Genomic DNA, 20,480 nt, shown 5'->3' with positions numbered 1-20,480 from the left:
GCTGTTGAGTTCTCAAGGAACGGACGCTTCCTTCGTACTCACCCTCTCGGGCTTTCCTCCGGGCGCTTCCCTTCGGTGTTTCCGACTCTATCAGACCTTTTCTCGGTCCGATTTCCTCGGTGCTTTCCAGGGTCCCGCTCTCGCGTTTCCCTTTCCGGCGGTTCCGACTTTATCAGAGAATCTCGACCGGTCTGACCGGCCACTCATTCCTGAGTAAATCGGGAGAGAGGCTTCTTGGAACCATGTTCACGAAGAAGCAGATAGATCTTAACGACCAGCCACAGAACCTGTCCAGTTCTGGGCAACTGTTTGAATCTACCTCCCCGAGACGCCCGTGTCAACGGGTGGCCCAGGGCGAACAGGAGACTAGCAGGTCAACATCGGTGTCCGCACATCAGGCGGCCGTGGGTGCGGTCGTGCTGCGTTCGAATGTCGTCAGGTCGCCCCTGTCGCCCGCGCGAGCGGCACGGCCACCGAGTACGAAGACGTACGCGAGGAAGGCCAGCTCGGCAGCGACTCCGATGGCTATGCGAGCCCAGGTGGGAAGGCCGGAGGGGGTGACGAAGCCTTCGATGGCGCCGGAGACGAAAAGGACGAGGGCGAGGCCGATCGCCATGCCGATCGCGGCCCGGCCCTCCTCGGCGAGAGCCGCGCGGCGGGTGCGTGGACCGGGGTCGATGACGGTCCAGCCCAGGCGCAGGCCCGTGCCGGCGGCGACGAAGACCGCGGTCAGTTCCAGCAGGCCGTGCGGGAGGACCAGGCCGAGGAAGGTGTCGAGTCGGCCGGCCGACGACATCAGGCCGAAGCCGACGCCCAGGTTGAGCATGTTCTGGAAGAGGATCCAGAGCACCGGGAGGCCGAGGAAGACTCCAAGGACCAGGCACATCGCCGCGGCCTGGGCGTTGTTCGTCCATACCTGCGCGGCGAAGGAGGCGGCCGGTTGGCTTGAGTAGTACGTCTCGTATTCGCCGCCAGGGCGGGTCAGCTCGCGCAACTGGCTGGGCGCGGCGATGGAGGACTGCACTTCGGGGTGCGCGCCGATCCACCATCCCAGGAGGACCGCGACAACCGTGGACAGCAGTGCGGTCGGCACCCACCAGTGGCGTGCCCGGTAGACCGCGGCGGGAAAGCCCTGCCCCAGGAAGCGGGTCACGTCACGCCAGGAGGCGCGGCGCGTTCCCGTCACGGCGCTGCGCGCGCGTGCCACGAGTTGGCTGAGCCGGCCCGTCAGCTGCGGATCGGGGGCACTGGACTGGATCAGCGAGAGGTGCGTCGCGGTGCGCTGGTACAGGGCGACGAGTTCGTCGGCCTCGGTGCCGTTGAGGCGGCCCCGGCGACGCAGCAGGGCGTCGAGGCGGTCCCACTCGGCTCGGTGGGCGGTGACGAAGACGTCCAGGTCCATCGGGTGTGCCTGCTCCTCGGCTGGTCGTCGGCCGCTCGTCGTGGCTGTCAGCTTGTCCTACTGGGGCGCGCTGCGCCTTCAGCTTGGCAGACTTGCTGTTCCCGGGGCAGGCCAGGGGAAGGAGGACGGGTGTGAGTGAGCTGGTGACCGGTGAGGCGGTGGCGCTCGAATTGCGGCCCGCCAGGCTGCCGAGCAGGGCGCTGGCGGTGTTGCTCGATCTGGTCGTGGCCGTCCTCGTCTACATCGCCGTGGCGACGGTCCTGGTGGCGTCGACGTCGTCCTTGGACGATGCGGCCCAGGTCGCGCTGTCGATCGCGTCGTTCCTGCTGGTGCTGGTGGGCGGGCCGATCGCGGTGGAGACGCTCAGCCATGGTCGGTCGCTGGGGAAGATGGCGTGCGGGCTGCGGGTGGTGCGGGACGACGGCGGGCCGATCCGTTTCCGGCATGCGCTGATGCGCGGGGCGCTCGGTGTCGTCGAGATTCTGCTGACGTTCGGGGTCATCGCGTGCATCGCCTCGCTCGTGTCGGCGCGGGGGCGGCGCCTCGGGGACGTCTTCGCGGGCACGCTGGTCGTACGGGAGCGGGTGCCGGCCGGGCGGACGGCATTCGTGCCTCCGCCGCCGCCGTGGCTGGCGGGGCGCTTCGCGGCGCTCGACCTGTCTGCGGTTCCGGACAGTCTGTGGCTCGCCGTACGCCAGTACCTGACGCGCATGCACCAGCTCGACCCGCAGGTCTCCTGGGCCATGGCGGAGCGGCTGGCGGGCGACCTGGCGGTGGGCACGGGGGTGCCGGCGCCGCGGGGGGTGCCGCCGGCCGCGTACTTGGCGGCGGTGGTGCAGGAGCGGCAGGCGCGGGAGGCCCGGCGTGCTTTCGGGGGTGGGCGGGCCCGGGACGGTGCGGTTGTCGGTGGGGCGGTTGGTTTTCCGGCTGTGGCCGGTGCGCCTGGCGGGTATGGCCCGCCGAACGGGTACGCCCCTCCGGTGCCGCCGTCTCCCCCGTCGGCCGGGTATCCGCCGCAGTCCGAGCGGCCGCTGGAGTATCCCGTCGACGGTGGCGGGCAGAATCCGGCGCCCGGCGCCCCTCCGGGGTCGGCAGCCGCCCGCCCGGGGGTAGCGGCCGACCGGCCGGCCACCGGGTTCGTACCGCCGGCATAGGGACGGCGGTCCCGTCAGGTGTCCCCGACGCCCTGGGGCCGCTGTGGCGGTGGTGGCGGCCTCGTGCCGCCGGACCGGGCTGTTCGGCGGTCCGGTCAGCCGAAGGCCGACGGCGGCGAGTCCAGGTCGTCCAGTTCGATGCCGGGTGCGGCGAGCACCACGTCGCCGGCGATGTGAACGGTGTGCCGTTCACCCGTGTCCAGGGCTGTGACCTGGTATTCGTCCACGGTCAGCGGGCCGTTGTCAGTGGCGTGTGCTTCGCTGTTCAGCAAGGCCCAGGACTGGTCCACGGTGCGCGGGGCGAGGACCGGGTCCGTGAAGGCCACGAGGCGTACGCGGGTCGCGGTGTCGGAAGGGGTGAGACGCAGGAGACGGACGGTGGCGATGAGGAACGCGGGGGACGTGCCGGTGAAGGCGTGGGCGCGCACATTGCCTTCGGTGGCATGGGAGCCGGTGGGGTCGGTGCGGACCCAGGTCACTCCGTCGAGGGCAGCGCCGCGTACCTGCCAGCCGCCCGCGTGGAGTTCGAGGCGGATGGGGCGGCCGAGTTCGTCGAGGGTGAGGTCGACGGAGCCGCTGGGGTGGCCCGAAGGGGTGGTCAGCCGGGAGACGTAGCGCCAGCCGGAGGGGCCGGGGGCGCACTGGAAGTGTTCTTGTGCGAAGGGGGTGTGGTCGTGCGGATCGAGGAGCGAATAGCGGCCGCGGGGCATGGGGGTCCTGGGGCTTGACGGGCTGGTGGTCCGGTCGGCTCGACGGGCCGCCCCGGCCGGTGTGACGGCCGGTCGGACCAAAGGGGCAGGCCCCCGACACGGGGGTGCGGGGGCCTGCCTCGGCGGGGCTGCCGGGTGGTGCTCAGCGGCAGCGGTGGGTCCGGCTCAGTAGCGGTAGTGGTCGGGCTTGTACGGGCCCTCGACGTCCACGCCGATGTACGCGGCCTGCTCGGGACGCAGCGTGGTCAGCTTCACGCCGAGCGCGTCCAGGTGGAGGCGGGCGACCTTCTCGTCGAGGTGCTTGGGCAGCGTGTAGACGCCGGTCGGGTACTCGTCGGGCTTGGTGAACAGCTCGATCTGGGCCAGGGTCTGGTCCGCGAAGGAGTTGGACATCACGAACGACGGGTGGCCGGTGGCGTTGCCCAGGTTCAGCAGGCGGCCCTCGGACAGCAGGATGATCTTCTTGCCGTCCGGGAAGGTCCAGGTGTGGACCTGGGGCTTGACCTCGTCCTTGACGATGCCCGGGACCTTGGCGAGGCCGGCCATGTCGATCTCGTTGTCGAAGTGGCCGATGTTGCCGACGATCGCCTGGTGCTTCATCTTGGCCATGTCCGAGGCCATGATGATGTCCTTGTTGCCGGTCGTGGTGACGAAGATGTCGGCCTTGTCGATGACCTCGTCGAGGGTCGTGACCTGGAAGCCGTCCATCGCGGCCTGGAGCGCGCAGATCGGGTCGATCTCGGTGATGATGACGCGGGCGCCCTGCCCGCGCAGGGATTCCGCGCAGCCCTTGCCCACGTCGCCATAGCCGCAGACGACCGCGGTCTTGCCGCCGATCAGGACGTCGGTGGCACGGTTGATGCCATCGACCAGGGAGTGGCGGCAGCCGTACTTGTTGTCGAACTTCGACTTGGTGACGGCGTCGTTCACGTTGATCGCCGGGAAGAGGAGGACGCCGTCGCGCTGCATCTCGTACAGACGGTGGACGCCGGTGGTGGTCTCCTCGGTGACACCGCGGATCTCCGAGGCCAGCTGGGTCCACTTCTGGGGGTTCTCGCCCAGGGTGCGGTGGAGCAGCTGGAGGATGACGCGGTGCTCGTCGGACTCGGCGGTCTCCAGGCCGGGGACCTTGCCGTCCTTCTCGTACTCGACGCCCTTGTGGACGAGGAGGGTGGCGTCGCCACCGTCGTCGAGGATCATGTTCGGGCCGCCGGTGGCGGCGTCCGGCCAGGTCAGCGCCTGCTCGGTGCACCACCAGTACTCGTCCAGGGTCTCGCCCTTCCAGGCGAAGACCGGGATGCCCTGCGGGTTGTCGGGCGTGCCGTTCGGGCCGACGGCGATGGCGGCGGCCGCGTGGTCCTGGGTGGAGAAGATGTTGCAGGAGGCCCAGCGGACGCGCGCGCCGAGGGCGACCAGGGTCTCGATGAGGACGGCGGTCTGCACGGTCATGTGCAGGGAGCCGGTGACGCGGGCGCCGGCGAGGGGCTGCGCCTCGGCGTACTCCCTGCGGATCGCCATGAGGCCGGGCATCTCGTGCTCGGCGAGGGTGATCTCCTTGCGGCCGAACTCGGCCAGGGAGAGGTCGGCGACCTTGAAGTCCTGTCGGTTGTCGACAGTCGTCATTGCGAGCTGCTCCTCGGGGTTGGGTCGAGGTGGGTACGGCTGGTCTGCGCGGCGGCGGACACAGGGGTGCCCGAGAAGAGGACACAGGCATGCCCGCGTACGCGCAGCGCAGTCCGTCGGAGGCCCTCTCTCCCTCGGCCGGCCCGTACGGGGACCGCCCGACCGCCATCAGCAGCGACGTCTGGCTCCGTCCCAAGCTACACCGCGGGGCCGTGCCGCCCCAGTCCGCCTCCGAACACTTCACGCCTTTCCTGGGGCGGCCGGGTCCGGCCGGTGCCCGCGGGCGGGCCGGGGTCAGTGTCCGGCAGCGTGGGGAGTGGGGCCGCCGGGGGCGGCTTTCGGGTCCGGGCCCTTGGTGGCCTCGGCCTCGCTGTAGATGTCCGGTTCCAGGTAGATCACGCGGGCGATCGGGACGGCGGCGCGGATGCGGGCCTCGGCGGCGTTGATGGCGTCCGCGACCTCGGTGGCCGTGTCGTCGTGCTGGACCGCGACCTTCGCGGCGACCAGCAGTTCCTCGGGGCCGAGGTGGAGCGTCCGCATGTGGATGATGCCGGTGACCGTCTTGCCGTCGACGATCGCGGCCTCGATCTTCTTGACCTCGTCGATGCCGGCGGCCTCGCCGAGCAGCAGCGACTTGGTCTCGGCGGCGAGGACGAGGGCGATGGCGACGAGCAGCAGACCGATGCAGAGCGTGCCGATGCCGTCCCAGATGCCGTCGCCGGTGAGGACGGACAGGCCGACGCCGCCGAGGGCGAGGACGAGGCCGATCAGGGCGCCGAAGTCCTCCAGCAGGACCACCGGCAGCTCGGGGGCCTTGGCCCGGCGGACGAACTGCGACCAGGAGAGCTTGCCGCGGAGCTCGTTGGACTCCTTGATGGCGGTGCGGAAGGAGAAGCCCTCGGCGATGACCGCGAAGACGAGGACGGCCACCGGCCAGTACCAGTTCTCCAGTTCGTGGGGATGGCTGATCTTCTCGTAGCCCTCGTAGACGGCGAACATGCCGCCGATCGAGAAGAGGACGATCGAGACGAGGAAGGCGTAGATGTACCGCTCGCGGCCGTAGCCGAAGGGGTGCTGCGGGGTGGCCTCGCGCTGGGCTCTCTTGCCGCCGATGAGCAGCAGGAACTGGTTGCCCGAGTCGGCCAGCGAGTGGACGCCCTCGGCGAGCATCGAGGATGATCCGCTGAACGCGAACGCCACGAACTTCGATGCCGCGATCGCGAGGTTGGCGCCGAGTGCCGCCACGATCGCCTTGGTGCCGCCTGACGCGCTCATGTGTCGCGTTGTCCCTTCCCCTACGTGCCGCTACGCCGTGCGGGCCGATGCCGGTTGCCTTTGCCCGCCCTTTGCCGTCGGGCCATTCTTGCAGCCCCGTCCGTTCGCGGTGTGCCAGGTATCCACAACCACGGTCGGATGATCGGACAAGTCGGGTCAGAGGCGCACGGTGGCCCTGAAGAGTGTTCCGGTTCCGGACACCTCTGCCTTGTCGGCCGCCGGTACGAACACGGACTGGCCGGGGGTGAGTTCGTGCTCGCCCGCCCGTACCGTACCGGCCGTGCAGAGCAGGATCTGCGGGGTCGGCAGGGTGAGGTCGTGGGTGGTGTCGCCCGCCGCAAGGACGTACCGGGAGAGCTGGAACTCGTCGATGGGGGTCTCGTAGACCTCCTCGCCGTCCGGGGAGGCTTCCGGGCGCAGCACGCCCGGGTCGCTCGGCTCGAAGCGGACGATGCGCAGGAGTTCCGGGACGTCGACGTGCTTGGGGGTGAGGCCGCAGCGCAGGACGTTGTCGGAGTTGGCCATGATCTCGACGCCGAGGCCGTTCAGGTAGGCGTGCGGTATGCCGGCCCCGAGGAACAGGGCCTCGCCGGGCTGCAGGCGGACGTGGTTGAGGAGCATCGCGGCGATGACGCCGGGGTCGCCCGGATAGTGCTGGGCGATGTCGGCGTAGGGGGCGTATGCGCCACCGAGGCGGGCGCAGGCGGTGGCGGCCTGGGCGACGGTGCGGGCCATCTCGTCGCGGTCGGCGGTGAGGACGGCGGTGAGGACCTCGCGCAGTGCGGCGTCCACCGGGCGGGCGCGCAGGAGATCCACGTACGGCTTGAGGGAGTCGACGCCGAGGCCGTCGAGGAGGTCCGCGGCCCGGAGCGGGTCGCGGAAGCCGCAGAGGCCGTCGAACTCGGTGAGCGCGCAGATCAGTTCGGGCTTGTGGTTGGCGTCCCGGTAGTTGCGGTTCGGGGCGTCCGCCGGGATGCCGCGCCGCTCCTCGTCCTCGTACCCCTGCCTGGCCTGTTCCAGGTCGGGGTGGACCTGGAGGGAGAGCGGGGCGCCGGCCGCGAGGATCTTCAGCAGGAACGGCAGCCGCGGCCCGAACCTGGCGACCGCCTCCGGTCCCAGTTCCCGCTTCGGGTCCGCGTCTATGACGTCGACGAGCGTGCCGCGCGGGGTGCGTGAGGGAGCGCCGGGGTGCGCGCCCATCCACATCTCGGCCTGCGGTTCGCCGGTCGGCTCGACGCCGATGAGCTTCGGGATCGCGGTGGCCGAGCCCCAGGCGTAGGGGCGGATGGTGTTGTCGAGGCGGTCCATGGGGCTCTCTCTGCCGGGTGTGTGCGTACTGTCGCCGCGTATGTCTGGGGTCATCCTGCGTACGGCCGGTCGGGGTGCGGGCCGGTCGGGTTCCGGCGGCCGGACGAAATCTGGTGGCCGGGCGGGAACCCCCGGCCGGTGGCCGGGGTCCGGCGACCGGTGGCTGGAAACCGGTGGCCGGGCCGGGTCTCCTGGCTGTTCAGGTCAGGCTCCTGAGGCGAGCGCCAGGTACACGGCGGCGAAATCCGTCATGGCGATCAGCTCGGCGAGGGTCTCCAGTTCGTCGCCGGATGCCGGTTCCAGCTCGCTGATGGGCGTGTCGTGGCTGAGGGCCAGGTCGCGGGCGGCCGGGGCGGCGGTGAGGCCGCCGATCGGGCGGTCGCGGAGCAACACCACGCGCGCGTGCAGCGCGGCGGGCTCGTCGACCCGGTCGCGGAAGAAGTCGTCCGGATCGGCGCTGGCGGCGAGCGGGCCGGCGAGCAACGCGCTGTGGGCGGCGAGCGCCTCGGGGAGTTCCGTGACGAGGGCGGGGCGGCCGGCCAGTTCGGCGAGTGCCGCGGCGAAACGCCGGCCCGCCGGACCTGCCGCGGCACCCTCCGTCCAGATCACCGGGAGCGCGTCGGCGAGTTCGGCAGCGAGCGTCTTGGCGGGATTGCTGTACGTCACGATGGCCGGGCCGCACCGCTCGGCCACCCGGTCGAGGCGGTCGGCGACCTTGTCCAGGGCGTCGGACGGGGCGGTGACGAGTCCGATGCGGTCGAGGAGCGCGAGCAACGGGGTGAGCAGCGCCCACAGGACGCCCGGGGAGGACGCGGCGAGCGGTTCCTCGTGGTCGTAGGGGGCCGTCGCCATCGGTACGAAGAGGCCGTGCGCTCCGGTGACCGCCTCGGCGAGCGGGGTGCGGGCGGGAGCCACGGCGACGACCGAGCAGCCGCGGCGGTACGCCTGGTCGGCGAGGAGGGAGAGGCTGGGTTCGGAACCGTCCGGAGTGGCGATCAGCAGCAGGTCGACGGAGCCGGCCCAGCCGGGCAGTTCCCAGCGCAGGGCGCCGGCCGCGGGGGCGACGCCGGAGGGGGCGAGCCGGATGACGGGGCTGCCGGGACCGGCGAGCGAGCCGAGGAAGTCGGCGGCGTGGGTGGCGGCGGCGCCGGGGCCGGCAATCAGGACCGCTCGGGGCCGCCCGTCCGGTTTGAGGCCGCCGATGCCGGCATCGATGGCCTGCCGGGCGGCGACGCGCACGCGGGCACCGGCTTCCGCGGCGCCCCGCAGGAGACCTCGGCGGTCGGCCTCGGCGAGGCCCTCCGGGGTGTCGAGCAGCGATTCGTCGAGCATGGGTGACTGCCTCCGATGCGCCGGGGTGCTGAGTGGGCGGCTCGTCTGTGCTGGTGGGCGCCTCGGTGGGCGGCCCCGGGGCGCGGCCGGTGGCCGGTCCAGGGTGGGGCGCGTCCTCAGGCGGGGCGGCGGGCCTCGTCGACGAGGAGGACCGGGATGCCGTCGCGCACGGGGTACGCGAGGCCGCAGTCCTGACCGGTGCAGATCAGCTCGGCGTCCTGCTCCTTGAGGGGAGCGTGGCAGGCCGGGCAGGCGAGGATCTCCAGGAGGCCGGCTTCCAGCGGCATGGGGTGTCCCTTCGAGCGGATACGGTCGTGCACTGATGTGCCTGGTCAGGGTACCGCTGTGGAAGCGGGCCGCGGGGGCGGGGCGAGCCCGTGGGCGGCCCTGCCGGGGCGGGCGGGAACGGCTCGTGCCGGACGGACGGTACGGCGAGGGGGCGTGCCCGAGCCGGGTCGGGCGGGGTACTGCCCAGGTGGGGCCGAGGACGGCGACGCGCATCAAAGCCGCGCATCGGATGGGGTCGGGGCGGCGGCACGCCGGCTGGGTCCGGGTGGCCTCGCGGACCGGTTGAGGTCAGGACGGCGTCCTCGGAACCGGGTCAGGAGGACGCCTCTGGAGCCGGGTCAGGGGGGCGCCGCTCCTCGGACGGCTCGGTAGGGCAGCCCGCCTCGGACGACGCCGGTACACCGGTGCGACACCGGGCATGGCACCGGGCGTGACACCGGCGCGCACTGAGACTCACGGCCCCGTCGGCCGGGGCCCGGCTGACGGCCGCCTCTGAGGCGGCCGGCGGGAGGCGCGCGGCGGGCAGCAGGCAGCCGTACAGCAGGGCGGTACAGCAAGGCGGCACGGCACAACGGGCGCACACCACGGCGGCCCACACCGAGAGGATCGTCCGGCACCCATACCGAAGCGGCCGTCAGCGGCCCGCGGCCGGGCGGCCGTCAGCGGCCCGCGGCCGGGCGGCCGTCAGCCCCGGATGATCGCCAATGCCTCGTCCCGCACCTCGGCCATGGTCGCCTCGTCGCGGGCCTCCGCGTTCAGCCGCAGCAGGGGTTCGGTGTTGGAGGGGCGGACGTTGAACCACCAGTCGGCGGTAGACACGGTGAGGCCGTCGAGGTCGTCGAAGGCCACGCCTTCGCGGGCGGCGTAGGCGGCTCGGATCGCGGCGAGGCGGGCCTGCTGGTCGGCGACAGTGGAGTTGATCTCGCCGGAGCCGACATAGCGGTCGTACTGGGCGACGAGGGCGGACAGCGGAGCGTCCTGGCCGCCGAGGGCGGCCAGGACGTGCAGGGCCGCGAGCATGCCCGTGTCGGCGTTCCAGAAGTCCTTGAAGTAGTAGTGCGCGGAGTGCTCGCCGCCGAAGATCGCGCCGGTGCGCGCCATCTCCGCCTTGATGAAGGAGTGGCCCACCCGGGTGCGCTGCGGGATGCCGCCGTGCTCCTTGACGACCTCGGGGACCGACCAGGAGGTGATCAGGTTGTGGATGACCGTGCCCTGCCCGCCGTTGCGGGCCAGCTCGCGCGCGGCCACCAGGGCGGTGATCGCCGACGGGGACACGGGGTCGCCGTGCTCGTCGACGACGAAGCACCGGTCGGCGTCGCCGTCGAAGGCGATGCCCAGGTCGGCGCCCTCGTCGCGGACCCGCTGGCGCAGGTCCAGGATGTTGGCGGGGTCGAGCGGGTTGGCCTCGTGGTTCGGGAAGGTGCCGTCCAGTTCGAAGTACATCGGGACGAGGGTCAGCGGCAGGCCGGCGAAGACCGTGGGGACCGTGTGGCCGCCCATGCCGTTGCCCGCGTCCACCACGACCTTCAGGGGGCGGACGGAGGTCAGGTCGACGAGCGAGCGGAGGTGCGCCGCGTAGTCCTTCAACGTGTCGCGCCCGCTGACGGTTCCCGGCCGCTCGGCGGGCTGCGGGGCGCCCGACTCCAGCCAGCCCTCGGCCAGTTCGCGGATCTGGGCCAGCCCGGTGTCCTGGCCGACCGGCGCCGCGCCCGCGCGGCACATCTTGATGCCGTTGTAGCGCGCCGGGTTGTGCGAGGCCGTGAACATGGCGCCGGGCAGGCCGAGGGCGCCCGAGGCGTAGTACAGCTGGTCGGTGGAGCACAGACCGATCTCGGTGACGTCGGCGCCCTGGGCGGCCGCTCCGCGCGCGAAGGCGCGGGACAGGCCGGGCGAGGACGGTCGCATGTCGTGCCCGGTCACGATCGCGTCGGCGTCGGTGACCTGGACGAACGCCGCCCCGAAGAGTTCGGCCAGCGCGTCGTCCCACTGATCCGGAACCACTCCGCGAACGTCGTACGCCTTCACGATCTGCGACAGATCAGCAGCCACGGCCAACCCTCCTGAAGTCCTATCGGTCCGCACAAACTACCCGTACGGACCCAAGATCCGCTGCGGACTCCCGGAGCCTCCCGGCCGCCCCGCCGGACCGGCTCCCGCCTAGACGACGCGAGCCCCTCTCACGGATGTGTCCGGGCGACGCCGACCCCTCTCACAGATGCGTCCGGGCGACGCCGGCCCGTCTCACGGCAGCATCCACTCCAGCACCGACGTGCTCTGCCCGACCACGATGAGGCACATCACCAGGAGCAACCCGGCGCTCCAGGGCAGCACTTTCCGCAGCAGGTCTCCCTCGCGGCCGGCCAGGCCGACCGCGGCGCAGGCGATGGTCAGGTTCTGCGGCGAGATCATCTTGCCGAGGACACCACCGGAACTGTTGGCGGCGGCGAGCAGTTCCGGCGACAGTCCCGATTCGCGGGCCGCGCTCACCTGGAGGGCGCCGAAGAGGGCGTTCGCCGAGGTGTCGGATCCGGAGACGGCCACTCCGAACCAGCCGAGGACCGGGGAGAGGAAGGCGAGTCCGGCGCCGGCCGCCGCCACGAACTGGCCGATCGTCGCCGCCTGTCCGGAGAGGTTCATGACGTAGGCAAGGGCCAGCACGGACGTCACGGTGAGGATCGCGAACCGCAGTTCGTGCACCGTCGCGGCCCACTCGCGCACCGCCACGCGCGCGTGCACGCCGAGTACGAGCGCGGTGCACACTCCGGCGAACAGCACGAGCGTGCCGCCCGTGGAGACGACGGGCCAGCTGAAGACGTTCCCGCTGACTCGGGTGCCGTCGGAGGCGGCGACGTTCAGGAGGGGCCAGTCGTACGTCTGTGTCGCGCGCGCCAGCCAGTCCTTGACGACCGGGATCTGCGCCAGGGAGAAGATCACCACGATGAACGCGTACGGGGCGTAGGCGCGCAGTACTTCGGGCCGTGGGTCGGACTCGTCCAGGTCCTCGCTGCGCACGCCGGTCAGCACGGACGCCCGTACGGCCTCCGTGGCGGGCACGCGCGCGTGCGGTACGGCGACCAGGGCACCGGCGCCGACCAGGGAGGCGGCGATGTCGGCGAGTTGCGCCGAGACGTAGTTGGAGGCGGCGAACTGGGCGGCCGCGAAGGCGACTCCGCACACCAGGGCGGGCACCCAGGTCTCGCGCAGCCCGCGGCGCCCGTCGACGAGCCCGACGAGGACGAGCGGCACCACCAGGGCGAGCAGCGGTGTCTGCCGGCCGACCACGGAGGCGACGGAGTCCAGCGGCAGCCCGGTGACCTGAGCGAGCGTCACGACCGGGGTACCCATGGCGCCGAAGGCGACCGGCGCGGTGTTGGCGACCAGGGAGACCACGGCGGCGCGCACCGGGTCGAAGCCGAGGGCGACCAGCATCACCGAGCAGATGGCGACCGGGGCGCCGAATCCGGCCAGGGCCTCCAGGAGGGCGCCGAAGCAGAACGCGACCACCAGGGCCTGGATGCGCGGGTCGTCGGACAGCCGCCCGAAGGACCGGCGCAGGATGTCGAAGTGCCGGGTGCGGACGGTCATCCGGTACACCCACAGGGCGTTGATGACGATCCACAGGATCGGGAAGAGGCCGAACGCGGCCCCCTGGACGGCGCTGGACAGCGTCTGCTCCAGCGGCATGCGGTAGGCGAGCCAGGCCACCAGGACGGCCGCGAGGAGGCCGATCAGGCCCGCCAGGTGCGCCTTCATGCGGACGCCGCCGAGCAGGACCAGGACGATGACCAGCGGCAGGGCCGCGACCAGGGCGGACAGGCCGAGTGAAGCGGCGACGGGATGGAGTTGCTGGACGTACACGGGGGGCCTCCCCGGGCCTCATCGTTTTCCGGCATACGGAAATCGATTTCTCGTTTCAGCTGACGGAATGGTCGTGTCCGCGACAAGCTCGCGTCAATGGGTGTGCGTCGGTCGGTGAAAGGTTCCACGGGGAGGAAGTCGGCCGTGCGGCGGGCCGGTGGCGCGGGAAGCCGCGCGGGGAATCAGTTGTCCGGTGAGCGCAGCACCCGGAGGTGACCACGGCGGGCGACCTCCATGGGGTCCGCCGTGCGTGCCCCGCCACTCGCCTCCGCCGCCCGTTCCGGGGGGCGGGCCGCCTCGCGCACGGCGTTGGCGAGCGCCTCCAGGTCGTCTCCACTGGGGCGGGCCGGAGCGGAGCCGTCGAGCAGCCTGACGACCTCCCAGCCGCGCGGGGCGGTCAGGCGCTCGGAGTGCTCGGCGCACAGGTCGTAGCAGTGCGGTTCGGCGTAGGTGGCGAGCGGGCCGAGGACGGCGGTCGAGTCGGCGTAGACGTACGTCAGCGTCGCGACGGCGGGTCGGCCGCAGGCGGTGCGCGAACAGCGACGTACAGGGCTCACGACGTTGGACGGTACCGCACTCTTGAGCGGGCCGCGACGACTCTCCACCAGGTCACTCCACCGTGTCGTGCTGTGAAACGCCCCACACACCCCCGCGATCACACTTTCCTGACCTGCGTGAACGGGCTCGCCCACGGTCGGCGGCCCGCGGACGTGACGGTCATGAGTCGGCACAAACACCGCCAAGTGGCTTGAGGGCGGCGGTCCCGGAGAGACGCCGAAACGTGCTCATCCTTGGCTGGAATGGTCATCCCACGACATGCGGTACACGGTGTCCGGTCGGTGTTCCGGTTGCCGCGTGGGGACCGACGGGCGGACCGTGCGAGGACTACGCTTCACCAGTGATGGACAACCGTGTACCGCCCCGTGCCGTCGGCCCCGGGCCCCGCCGTCGTGACCGCCACGGGCGCGGCATGCGCGGGCCCATCGCCCCGCCGCAGGTGCCGCTCGCGGCGTCGCGCGCGGAGGCGTTCGCGGACCTGGTGCAGGACTCCGTGGAACGGCTCGGGCGGCACTGGCCGCAACTCGCCGACATCGACTTCCAGGTGCTGGAGGTACCCCGGCTCCAGGGAAAGCCCGGCGACGCGTGGAGCGACGACGCCGTGCCGCTCGGCCGGACCGTGCCCGCGCGCGACGGGCACCGGGCGCGCGTGGTGGTGTACCGCAGGCCCGTGGAGATCCGTACGAAGGGGCGGGACGAGCGGGCGGCGCTGGTGCACGAGGTCGTCGTGGAGCAGGTCGCCGAGTTGCTGGGGCTCACCCCGGAGACCGTCGATCCCCGCTACGGGGAGGACTGAGCGCGCCCAGCGGCGCGTCTCTCCCGCACACGTCCCCTGCACACGCCACCACGCCCCTCCCGCACACACCCGCAGACCCCTGCGCACGCCCGCGTGCCGTGCAGAAAGCCCGCCGCACATCACGCGTGGCTTCCGGAAAGTCCGTCCGCACACACACGTGCCCTCCGGAAGCCGCCACGTCCCTTCCCACGCCCCGCCCGACTGTCGCCCCCGCCTCACCGCTGAAGGACCGAGAGGTCCTGGTCCGCCTGCGGTACCGCGACCATTCCCCGGTCGTCCGGGAGCGTCTGGACCGTGAAGCCGGGCACCCCCTCCTGTGTGACGGTGAGGGTGCGGGAGGCGTACACCGGGCCGCCGGAGACCGTCTCGACGGTCAGGGCGTAGGTGCCCTTCAGGCCGGACGGCGCCGGGATCTCGATGTCCTGGGTGGAGCCCTTCTTGACCGTGAAGGACTTCGTCACGGGGGTGCCGCCCTCGGAGCCGGCCGACGCCGTCACCTTGATCTGGGCGGCGGCGGTGGGTGCGGTGACGGACAGGGTCGTGCCCTTGGCGCTGTTGCCGACGGCCGTCGCCCGCGCGCCGACCGGCTCGGTCGCGGGGATGAAGGCGGTCTCCTGCTTGTCGCCCTTGCCGCGGGTCACCCGCAGGGCGGCGATCACCGGCACCGACTGGTCCCCCGGCGTCAGGACGAGGGAGCCCGGCTCGCCCCGGGTCAGCTCGCCCAGGTCGGCGGCCGTCGTCATGCCCGCCTTCACGCGCAGTGTCTCGTTCCCGGCGGGGGTGATCAGGCCGTCCGAGGAGGCCAGGCGGATCTTCAGGTCCGCGTCGCTGTCCGAGGGGGTGAAGGCGATCAGCCGGACGTCGGTGGCGTCCTTCGGGATGCCGGGCAGCACCAGCGTGTCGGCCGGGTCGCCGGACGCCGCCAGCCAGTCGCCGCCGGTCTTGGCGTCGAGGGCCTGGACGGCCGCGCCGACCCGTCCGCTGCGGACGTTGACGTGCAGCGTCAGGTCGCTCTGCGGGTCGCCGGCGAGCGTGGACAGCAGGACGGGCTTGCTGGAGTGCGGCGGGACCGTGATGCCCTCCCCCACCGTGGACTTGATCGCTCCGTCCTTGCCGAACAGATCCAGGTCGACGACGGCCGCGCCGTCGTCAGGGTTGGTGAGGTGCACGTAGTCCGTGCGGTCGGCGGCCGTGGAGACACCCGGGAACCAGAACTCGGTGTCCGCCGCGGTACAGGTGACGCCCTGCAATCCGCGGGCGGTGCCCGCGGCGATCGAGGTGGTCTCCTGGACGGTCCAGCCGGGCGCCGGCTTCCCCTCGGCCGTACCGGCGAGCGCGGGCGTGTCGGATCCGGAGGTGTCACCGGTGGCCGGGGTGCCGGGTTCCTTGGGGGTGAGCACCGGCTCGGCGCCGTTCTTCTTGCCGCCCTTGCCGCCCTTTCCCTTCCCCGGGTCGCCGGTGCCGTCCGCCGACACCTCGGTCACCGGCTTCAGTTCGGCCTTGCCGTCGCCCTTCGTGCCCTTCGTGACCGGGGTGAAGGACGTGTACGACGTCTCGGCGATGTCGGAGAGGCTCGGCGCCGGGCACAGCAGGCTCGTACGCTCCACGGGCAGTTGGGCAGCCGCCTCGGGGACGGCCGCGCCGGAGGCGTCCGGCGTCTCCAGCGTGGCGAAACCGGTGATGGCGGCGAGCGCGGCCGTGCCGGCGATCAGGGACAGGGTGGTGCGCTTCACTGCTGGCTCCCGTCGGGGCGCTCACTGGCGGTGCCGTGGTGGTGGGGATGGGGGTGGGCCGCCGGGTCGTAATGCGGGTCGTAGCCCGCGTCGTAGCCGGGCTGCTCGTAGCCCTGCTGATACGTCGGGTCGTACGCACCCTGCTGGGGAGCGCCGTCGTACCCGTACGGGTCGTACTGGCCGGTCTGGTACGGGTCCGCCTGGTAGCTCTGCTGGTCGTAGCCGCCCTGGTACTGGCCGGCGCCCTGGTACTGGTCGCCGTAGTACTCGGCGCCCGCGTAGGCCCCCGTGTCGTTGCCCCAGTTCGTCATGTCCTCGCCCGGGGGCACCGGCGTGTCGTAGGTCTGCTGGTGCGGTACGGCGGCCTGGGCCTCCTCGGCGGGCTGTGGGCCGTCCGGGCCGGGCACCTCCGGCACGCCGGACTCCTCGGCATCCGCCTGGGCGCGCAGGCGGCGGGCGCGGCGGCCCTCGCCGGCCACGGCCTGCGCGGGGACGGCGGCCTCCTCCTCGGGCAGGTCGTCGTCGACGTCGCGGCGACGGCCGGGCAGGGCGAGCACGACCAGGACCACCGCGAGCGCGCCCTGGGCCCACAGCCAGCCGGTGTGGCCGATCGGAGCGTCGTAGCCGACGTCCAGCGTGCCGCCCTCGGCGGGGAGTTCGAAGCCCTGGGCCCAGCCGGCGACCGTGGTACGGGTGAGCGGTCTGCCGTCCAGGGTGGCGGTCCAGCCGTCGTCGGCCGCGTCGGCCAGCCGCAGGACGCGGCCGTCGGAGCCGGACGGGACGGTGGTGTGGATGTCGACGGGACCGGCGGGGACGGGCTGCGGGGTGCCCGAGCCGTCGGCGGACACGATGGCCGCGCGCGAGACCTGCTGGTCGACGCGCCACAGCGCGCTGCCGTCCTGCTCGCTGAGCCGGCTCAGACCGGGCGTGGCGTCGAGGACGCGAGTCATGTCGCGGGGTGCGCCCTTGTGGACGATGACGTAGCGCACCGCGAAGCCGCCGAGCTGGTCCGCCTGGTCGGCGCCGGAGCCGGCGACGAGGTTGGCGACGACCTTGTCGAGGGTGGCGCTCTCGCCCTGCGCGACGGCGAGTTCGGCGTCGCCCATGCGGGCGCCGGAGCCGCGGACGAGGGTGTAGCGCACCTGCGCACCGGAGTCGCTGGCGAGGACCAGGGTGCGGGCCTGGTCCTCGGTGCCGCTGTCCTCGGCGACGAACGCGGGCACCTGCACCGGCTCGCGCCGCTCCACCGGCCCGTCGGCGCCGCCGATCATCCAGCCCACGGCGACCAGCAGCGGGCCTGCCGCCGACGCGAAGGCGATCAGCGCGGCGACCGGCTGGCGCCAGCCGAAGCTCTGCTCGGCCACGCGCGCGCGTGCCCCGTCGGCTCCGAGTGCGGCGGCGGCGAGCAGCGCGATGCCGTAGACGAGGGTGGCGGGGCCGGCCCAGGCGGAGCCGTTCGACAGGGCGGCGAAGACGAGGGCCACCAGGGCGACCGCCCAGGCCCGATGGATGCCCGCCTGGCGTTCGGAACGCAGCAGGGCGGCCAGCGCGGCCAGCACGAGGCCGATGAGCATCAGCCCGTCCACCGTGCCGGGGCCGCCCGGGCTCGCGCCGAGCAGGTCGAGCGTGGAGGCCGCCGAGGCGCCGTACTCCAGTCCTGCTTCCTTGAAGAAGCCGAACGGGAGCAGCGTCAGCGACCACGGCGCGAGGACCAGCAGCGGGGTGCCCAGCTGGGTGAGGAAGCGCAGGCCCTGGGCGGGGAGGTCCGCGCGGCGCACGGCCAGCACGCCGATGCCCAGGATCAGCGCGATGGGCCACACGATCGGCGTGAAGGCCGTGGTGACGGTCAGCAGAAGTGCGTACGCCCAGGTGGCACGCCAGCTGCCGCGCGTGCCCGAGCCGTGCGCCAGGCCGCTCGCGGCGATGCCCGCGCGGGCGATCAGCGGCAGCAGCACGGACAGTACGGCGGTGCCGATCCGGCCGCTCGCGAGGGCGCCGGTGGCGGCGGGCAGGAACGCGTAGGCGATGGCCGCCCACGCGCGCAGGAGGCGCGAGGTGACGAGCGGGCGGGAGGCGAAGTACGCGGTGCAGCCGGCCAGCGGGACCGAGCAGACGAGCAGCACCGTGACCGCGAGGCCGGTCGAGCCGAACAGCACGGACGCCAGCAGCGCGACGATCGCCAGGTAGGGCGGCGCGGACGGGGTGCCGCCGGTGCCCACCGGGTGCCAGGCGTCGAGGTAGCGCGACCACAGTCCGCCGGCGTCGGCCGGGGCGGGCAGCAGGGCGCCGCCGGACAGCGCGCCGCCGCCGAGCAGGGAACGGCAGGCGACCAGCGAGACCAGCAGCAGGACCAGGAAGAGGACGGGGCCGGGTTTGCGGGCGATGCGCTTGAGGCGGGCGAACTGCTCGACCTCCAGGAAGTCCGCGTCGTCGCCACCGGGGCCGGACTCCACCGCGCCGCCGTGCCGGCCGGCCGAGGAGACCTCGGGGTCGGAGGAGCCGAAGACATTGCCCGCGACCTGTTCCACGGTGGCCCGCACGGTCGCGCCGGGCGGCGGGAACAGCGGGCGCAACTCGCCCTTGTCCACCTGCGGGCGGCCGCGCCTGCGCCGGCCCGCGAGGATCCGCTCGGGCCGCAGCAGGACGCCCAGCAGACCGCGGACCTCGTCGACGGCCTGGCCGGGGACCTTGCCGACCAGGTAGGCGAGGGTGCGCAGCAGCGTGCCGAGCACCAGCCGCAGCAGGATCCAGGGCAGCACCGCCGTACGCGCGTTGACGAGGAGGGTGTAGGCGGCGCCCGCCTTGTCGACCTTGTGCGGGGAGGCGGCGGTGCGGCCGCCGCAGTCGACGGTGCGGCGCTCGCGGGAGGCGGCCTCGGCGTGCCGTACGACGGCCTCGGGGGCGATGAGGACGCGGTGGCCGGCGGCTTGGGCACGCCAGCACAGGTCGACGTCGTCGCGCATGAGGGGCAGCCGGCGGTCGAATCCGCCGAGTTCCTCGAAGACGTCGCGCCGGATCAGCATGCCCGCGGTGGAGACGGACAGGACGCGCTGCACGTGGTCGTGCTGGCCCTGGTCCTGTTCGCGGCGGTCCAGGCCGGTCCAGCGGCGGCCGGAGTTGGCGATGCTGACGCCGACCTCCAGGAGCTGGCGCCGGTCGTACCAGCCGCGGAGCTTGGGGCCGACGACGGCCACGTCGTCGCGGCCCAGCTCCAGCTCGTTGTCGACCACGCGCAGCAACTGGGCCAGGGCGTCGGGCTCGGGGGCGCAGTCGTCGTGCAGGAGCCACAGCCACTGGACGGGCTCTCCGTGCGGCAGCTCCGGCATGTCGTACGCCTCGTCGCGCCAGCTGCGCGTGACGGGGTCCCAGCCGCTGGGGCGCTTGAGGTAGGGCAGTTCGTCCGGGGTGAGGACGGGCGCGTTGCGGTTGGCCTCCTCGACGGCCTGGCCGAAGCCGGTGCGGCGGGCGAGGTGCAGCACGCGGTCGGCGCCGAGCGCGTCGGTGACCAGCTGGGCGGACTCGTCCGCGCTGCCGGTGTCGGCCGCCATCGCGTGCTGGACGGGCCGCTCCTGGCCGAACAGCCCGGCGAGCGCGTCGGGCAGCCAGCGGGCGCCGTCGTGGGAGACGAGCACCGCGGTCACCACGTGCCGCGGGAACTCGGGCGGACGGGCGGGGTCGAAGGCTGCCGAGTGGGCAGGCTCGAACGCCGCCGGGCGGGCCGGGTCGAACGCTGCGGCGGCAGCGGCGTCTTGACTGGCTGCCGTATGGCTGTGCACGGACATCGAGGTACGGGCCCCGGTTCGGTGGACTGTGGTGGACGCCCGCACCCGGAGGGGGCGGCGGGGCGTCTCGGACGAGCGACCACACTATCGGCTGGGCATGGCGACGGCCCGCCGCCTGTGGATAACCCACCGGCTACGGGCCGTTCGTGACGTATGTACGTGAAGGTTCCGTTGTATGTGAAGGATCCGCCGCACGTCAGGGACCCGCGGTACGTGCAGGTTCCGTGCCGTCGCGATCAGACGGCTGCCTTTTTCAGCCTGCGGCGCTCACGTTCGGACAGGCCGCCCCAGATGCCGAAGCGCTCGTCGTTGGCGAGGGCGTATTCGAGGCACTCGGAGCGGACCTCGCAGGCGAGACAGACCTTCTTGGCCTCTCTGGTCGAGCCGCCCTTCTCGGGGAAGAAGGACTCGGGATCGGTCTGGGCGCACAGCGCGCGCTCCTGCCAGCCGAGTTCCTCGTCCGCGTCGTCGACCAGCAGTTGCTGCACCAGCTCGGTCATGTGCGCCCCTCGTCTGTCTTTCACGTCCCCGTGTGGCGGCCGTTACCGATTTCGGCTGAACGACACGAGTGAAATTACAAGTGTGCTGCTCCGGGCGAGTCAAGCCGAGATCTGCTATTGAGCCCGTTATTCACTCTGCGGAACCAAGGCCGTGCGGAAAG

At 72.4% G+C, this 20,480-nt stretch carries 15 protein-coding genes; 2 read left to right on the top strand and 13 right to left on the bottom strand.

Annotated features, from left to right (window positions below; all coding sequences use genetic code 11):
* Nucleotides 1–394: 394 nt before the first annotated feature.
* Nucleotides 395–1,402, bottom strand: a complete 1,008-nt coding sequence (locus ACFYPJ_RS30415; protein WP_389024011.1) for a stage II sporulation protein M — start codon at nt 1,400–1,402, stop codon at nt 395–397.
* 131 nt (nt 1,403–1,533) lie between these two features.
* Between ACFYPJ_RS30415 and ACFYPJ_RS30410 the strand changes: the two genes are divergently transcribed.
* Nucleotides 1,534–2,556, top strand: coding sequence for an RDD family protein (locus tag ACFYPJ_RS30410; RefSeq protein WP_389024008.1), 1,023 nt, complete (start codon nt 1,534–1,536; stop codon nt 2,554–2,556).
* Nucleotides 2,557–2,651: 95 nt separating this feature from the next.
* On the opposite strand, the gene ACFYPJ_RS30405 is transcribed toward ACFYPJ_RS30410, so the two are convergent.
* The 9 genes from ACFYPJ_RS30405 to ACFYPJ_RS30365 form a co-directional block, all read right to left on the bottom strand.
* Nucleotides 2,652–3,266, bottom strand: a complete 615-nt coding sequence (locus ACFYPJ_RS30405; RefSeq protein WP_389024005.1) for a hypothetical protein — start codon at nt 3,264–3,266, stop codon at nt 2,652–2,654.
* Nucleotides 3,267–3,431: 165 nt separating this feature from the next.
* Entirely contained in the window at nt 3,432–4,889 is a 1,458-nt protein-coding gene (gene ahcY / locus ACFYPJ_RS30400) for an adenosylhomocysteinase (protein ID WP_389024003.1), read from the bottom strand.
* 294 nt (nt 4,890–5,183) lie between these two features.
* Nucleotides 5,184–6,164 (bottom strand): cation diffusion facilitator family transporter, encoded by a 981-nt coding sequence (locus ACFYPJ_RS30395; protein ID WP_389024000.1) that lies wholly within the window; start codon nt 6,162–6,164, stop codon nt 5,184–5,186.
* Nucleotides 6,165–6,320: 156 nt separating this feature from the next.
* Complete coding sequence (gene manA, locus ACFYPJ_RS30390) at nt 6,321–7,472, bottom strand: mannose-6-phosphate isomerase, class I (RefSeq protein WP_389023997.1); 1,152 nt, start codon at nt 7,470–7,472, stop codon at nt 6,321–6,323.
* 204 nt (nt 7,473–7,676) lie between these two features.
* Complete coding sequence (locus tag ACFYPJ_RS30385; RefSeq protein WP_389023994.1) at nt 7,677–8,804, bottom strand: SIS domain-containing protein; 1,128 nt, start codon at nt 8,802–8,804, stop codon at nt 7,677–7,679.
* A gap of 116 nt (nt 8,805–8,920) precedes the next feature.
* Nucleotides 8,921–9,091 (bottom strand): Trm112 family protein, encoded by a 171-nt coding sequence (locus ACFYPJ_RS30380; protein ID WP_020940431.1) that lies wholly within the window; start codon nt 9,089–9,091, stop codon nt 8,921–8,923.
* Nucleotides 9,092–9,776: 685 nt separating this feature from the next.
* The gene (locus ACFYPJ_RS30375; protein ID WP_389023991.1) at nt 9,777–11,141 is read right to left on the bottom strand and encodes a phosphomannomutase/phosphoglucomutase; all 1,365 of its coding nucleotides are present in this window, start codon (nt 11,139–11,141) and stop codon (nt 9,777–9,779) included.
* 192 nt (nt 11,142–11,333) lie between these two features.
* Entirely contained in the window at nt 11,334–12,950 is a 1,617-nt protein-coding gene (locus ACFYPJ_RS30370) for an L-lactate permease (protein WP_389023989.1), read from the bottom strand.
* Nucleotides 12,951–13,132: 182 nt separating this feature from the next.
* Entirely contained in the window at nt 13,133–13,555 is a 423-nt protein-coding gene (locus tag ACFYPJ_RS30365; RefSeq protein WP_389023987.1) for a DUF3499 domain-containing protein, read from the bottom strand.
* Nucleotides 13,556–13,851: 296 nt separating this feature from the next.
* Here ACFYPJ_RS30365 and ACFYPJ_RS30360 point away from each other — a divergent pair, with 296 nt between their 5' ends.
* Nucleotides 13,852–14,304 carry a metallopeptidase family protein gene (locus ACFYPJ_RS30360; protein WP_389024039.1) on the top strand — a complete coding sequence of 151 codons (453 nt, stop codon included), beginning with the start codon at nt 13,852–13,854 and terminating at the stop codon, nt 14,302–14,304.
* Nucleotides 14,305–14,519: 215 nt separating this feature from the next.
* Here ACFYPJ_RS30360 and ACFYPJ_RS30355 read toward each other — a convergent pair whose 3' ends face one another.
* The 3 genes from ACFYPJ_RS30355 to ACFYPJ_RS30345 all read right to left on the bottom strand — a co-directional run bounded on the left by ACFYPJ_RS30355 (nt 14,520) and on the right by ACFYPJ_RS30345 (nt 20,319).
* Complete coding sequence (locus tag ACFYPJ_RS30355) at nt 14,520–16,037, bottom strand: DUF5719 family protein (RefSeq protein WP_389023984.1); 1,518 nt, start codon at nt 16,035–16,037, stop codon at nt 14,520–14,522.
* Nucleotides 16,034–19,819, bottom strand: a complete 3,786-nt coding sequence (locus ACFYPJ_RS30350) for a glycosyltransferase (protein ID WP_389023981.1) — start codon at nt 19,817–19,819, stop codon at nt 16,034–16,036. The genes ACFYPJ_RS30355 and ACFYPJ_RS30350 overlap by 4 nt, the downstream gene beginning before the upstream one ends.
* A 236-nt stretch (nt 19,820–20,055) precedes the next feature.
* Complete coding sequence (locus tag ACFYPJ_RS30345) at nt 20,056–20,319, bottom strand: WhiB family transcriptional regulator (RefSeq protein WP_003975777.1); 264 nt, start codon at nt 20,317–20,319, stop codon at nt 20,056–20,058.
* Nucleotides 20,320–20,480 lie beyond the last annotated feature (161 nt).

The sequence above is a fragment of the Streptomyces sp. NPDC006012 genome, from assembly GCF_042871185.1.
In the GTDB taxonomy this organism is placed as follows: Bacteria; Actinomycetota; Actinomycetes; order Streptomycetales; family Streptomycetaceae; genus Streptomyces.
The sequence above is the reverse complement of the archived record's forward strand: the minus strand, read 5'-3'. Positions and strand labels throughout refer to the sequence as shown.

Coding starts and splice junctions, on each gene's coding strand:
- ACFYPJ_RS30415 (WP_389024011.1), bottom strand. CDS start 1,402: ATGGACCTGGACGTCTTCGTCACCGCCCACCGAGCCGAGTGGGACCGC.
- ACFYPJ_RS30405 (WP_389024005.1), bottom strand. CDS start 3,266: ATGCCCCGCGGCCGCTATTCGCTCCTCGATCCGCACGACCACACCCCC.
- ahcY (WP_389024003.1), bottom strand. CDS start 4,889: ATGACGACTGTCGACAACCGACAGGACTTCAAGGTCGCCGACCTCTCC.
- ACFYPJ_RS30395 (WP_389024000.1), bottom strand. CDS start 6,164: ATGAGCGCGTCAGGCGGCACCAAGGCGATCGTGGCGGCACTCGGCGCC.
- manA (WP_389023997.1), bottom strand. CDS start 7,472: ATGGACCGCCTCGACAACACCATCCGCCCCTACGCCTGGGGCTCGGCC.
- ACFYPJ_RS30385 (WP_389023994.1), bottom strand. CDS start 8,804: ATGCTCGACGAATCGCTGCTCGACACCCCGGAGGGCCTCGCCGAGGCC.
- ACFYPJ_RS30380 (WP_020940431.1), bottom strand. CDS start 9,091: ATGCCGCTGGAAGCCGGCCTCCTGGAGATCCTCGCCTGCCCGGCCTGC.
- ACFYPJ_RS30360 (WP_389024039.1), top strand. CDS start 13,852: ATGGACAACCGTGTACCGCCCCGTGCCGTCGGCCCCGGGCCCCGCCGT.
- ACFYPJ_RS30350 (WP_389023981.1), bottom strand. CDS start 19,819: ATGTCCGTGCACAGCCATACGGCAGCCAGTCAAGACGCCGCTGCCGCC.
- ACFYPJ_RS30345 (WP_003975777.1), bottom strand. CDS start 20,319: ATGACCGAGCTGGTGCAGCAACTGCTGGTCGACGACGCGGACGAGGAA.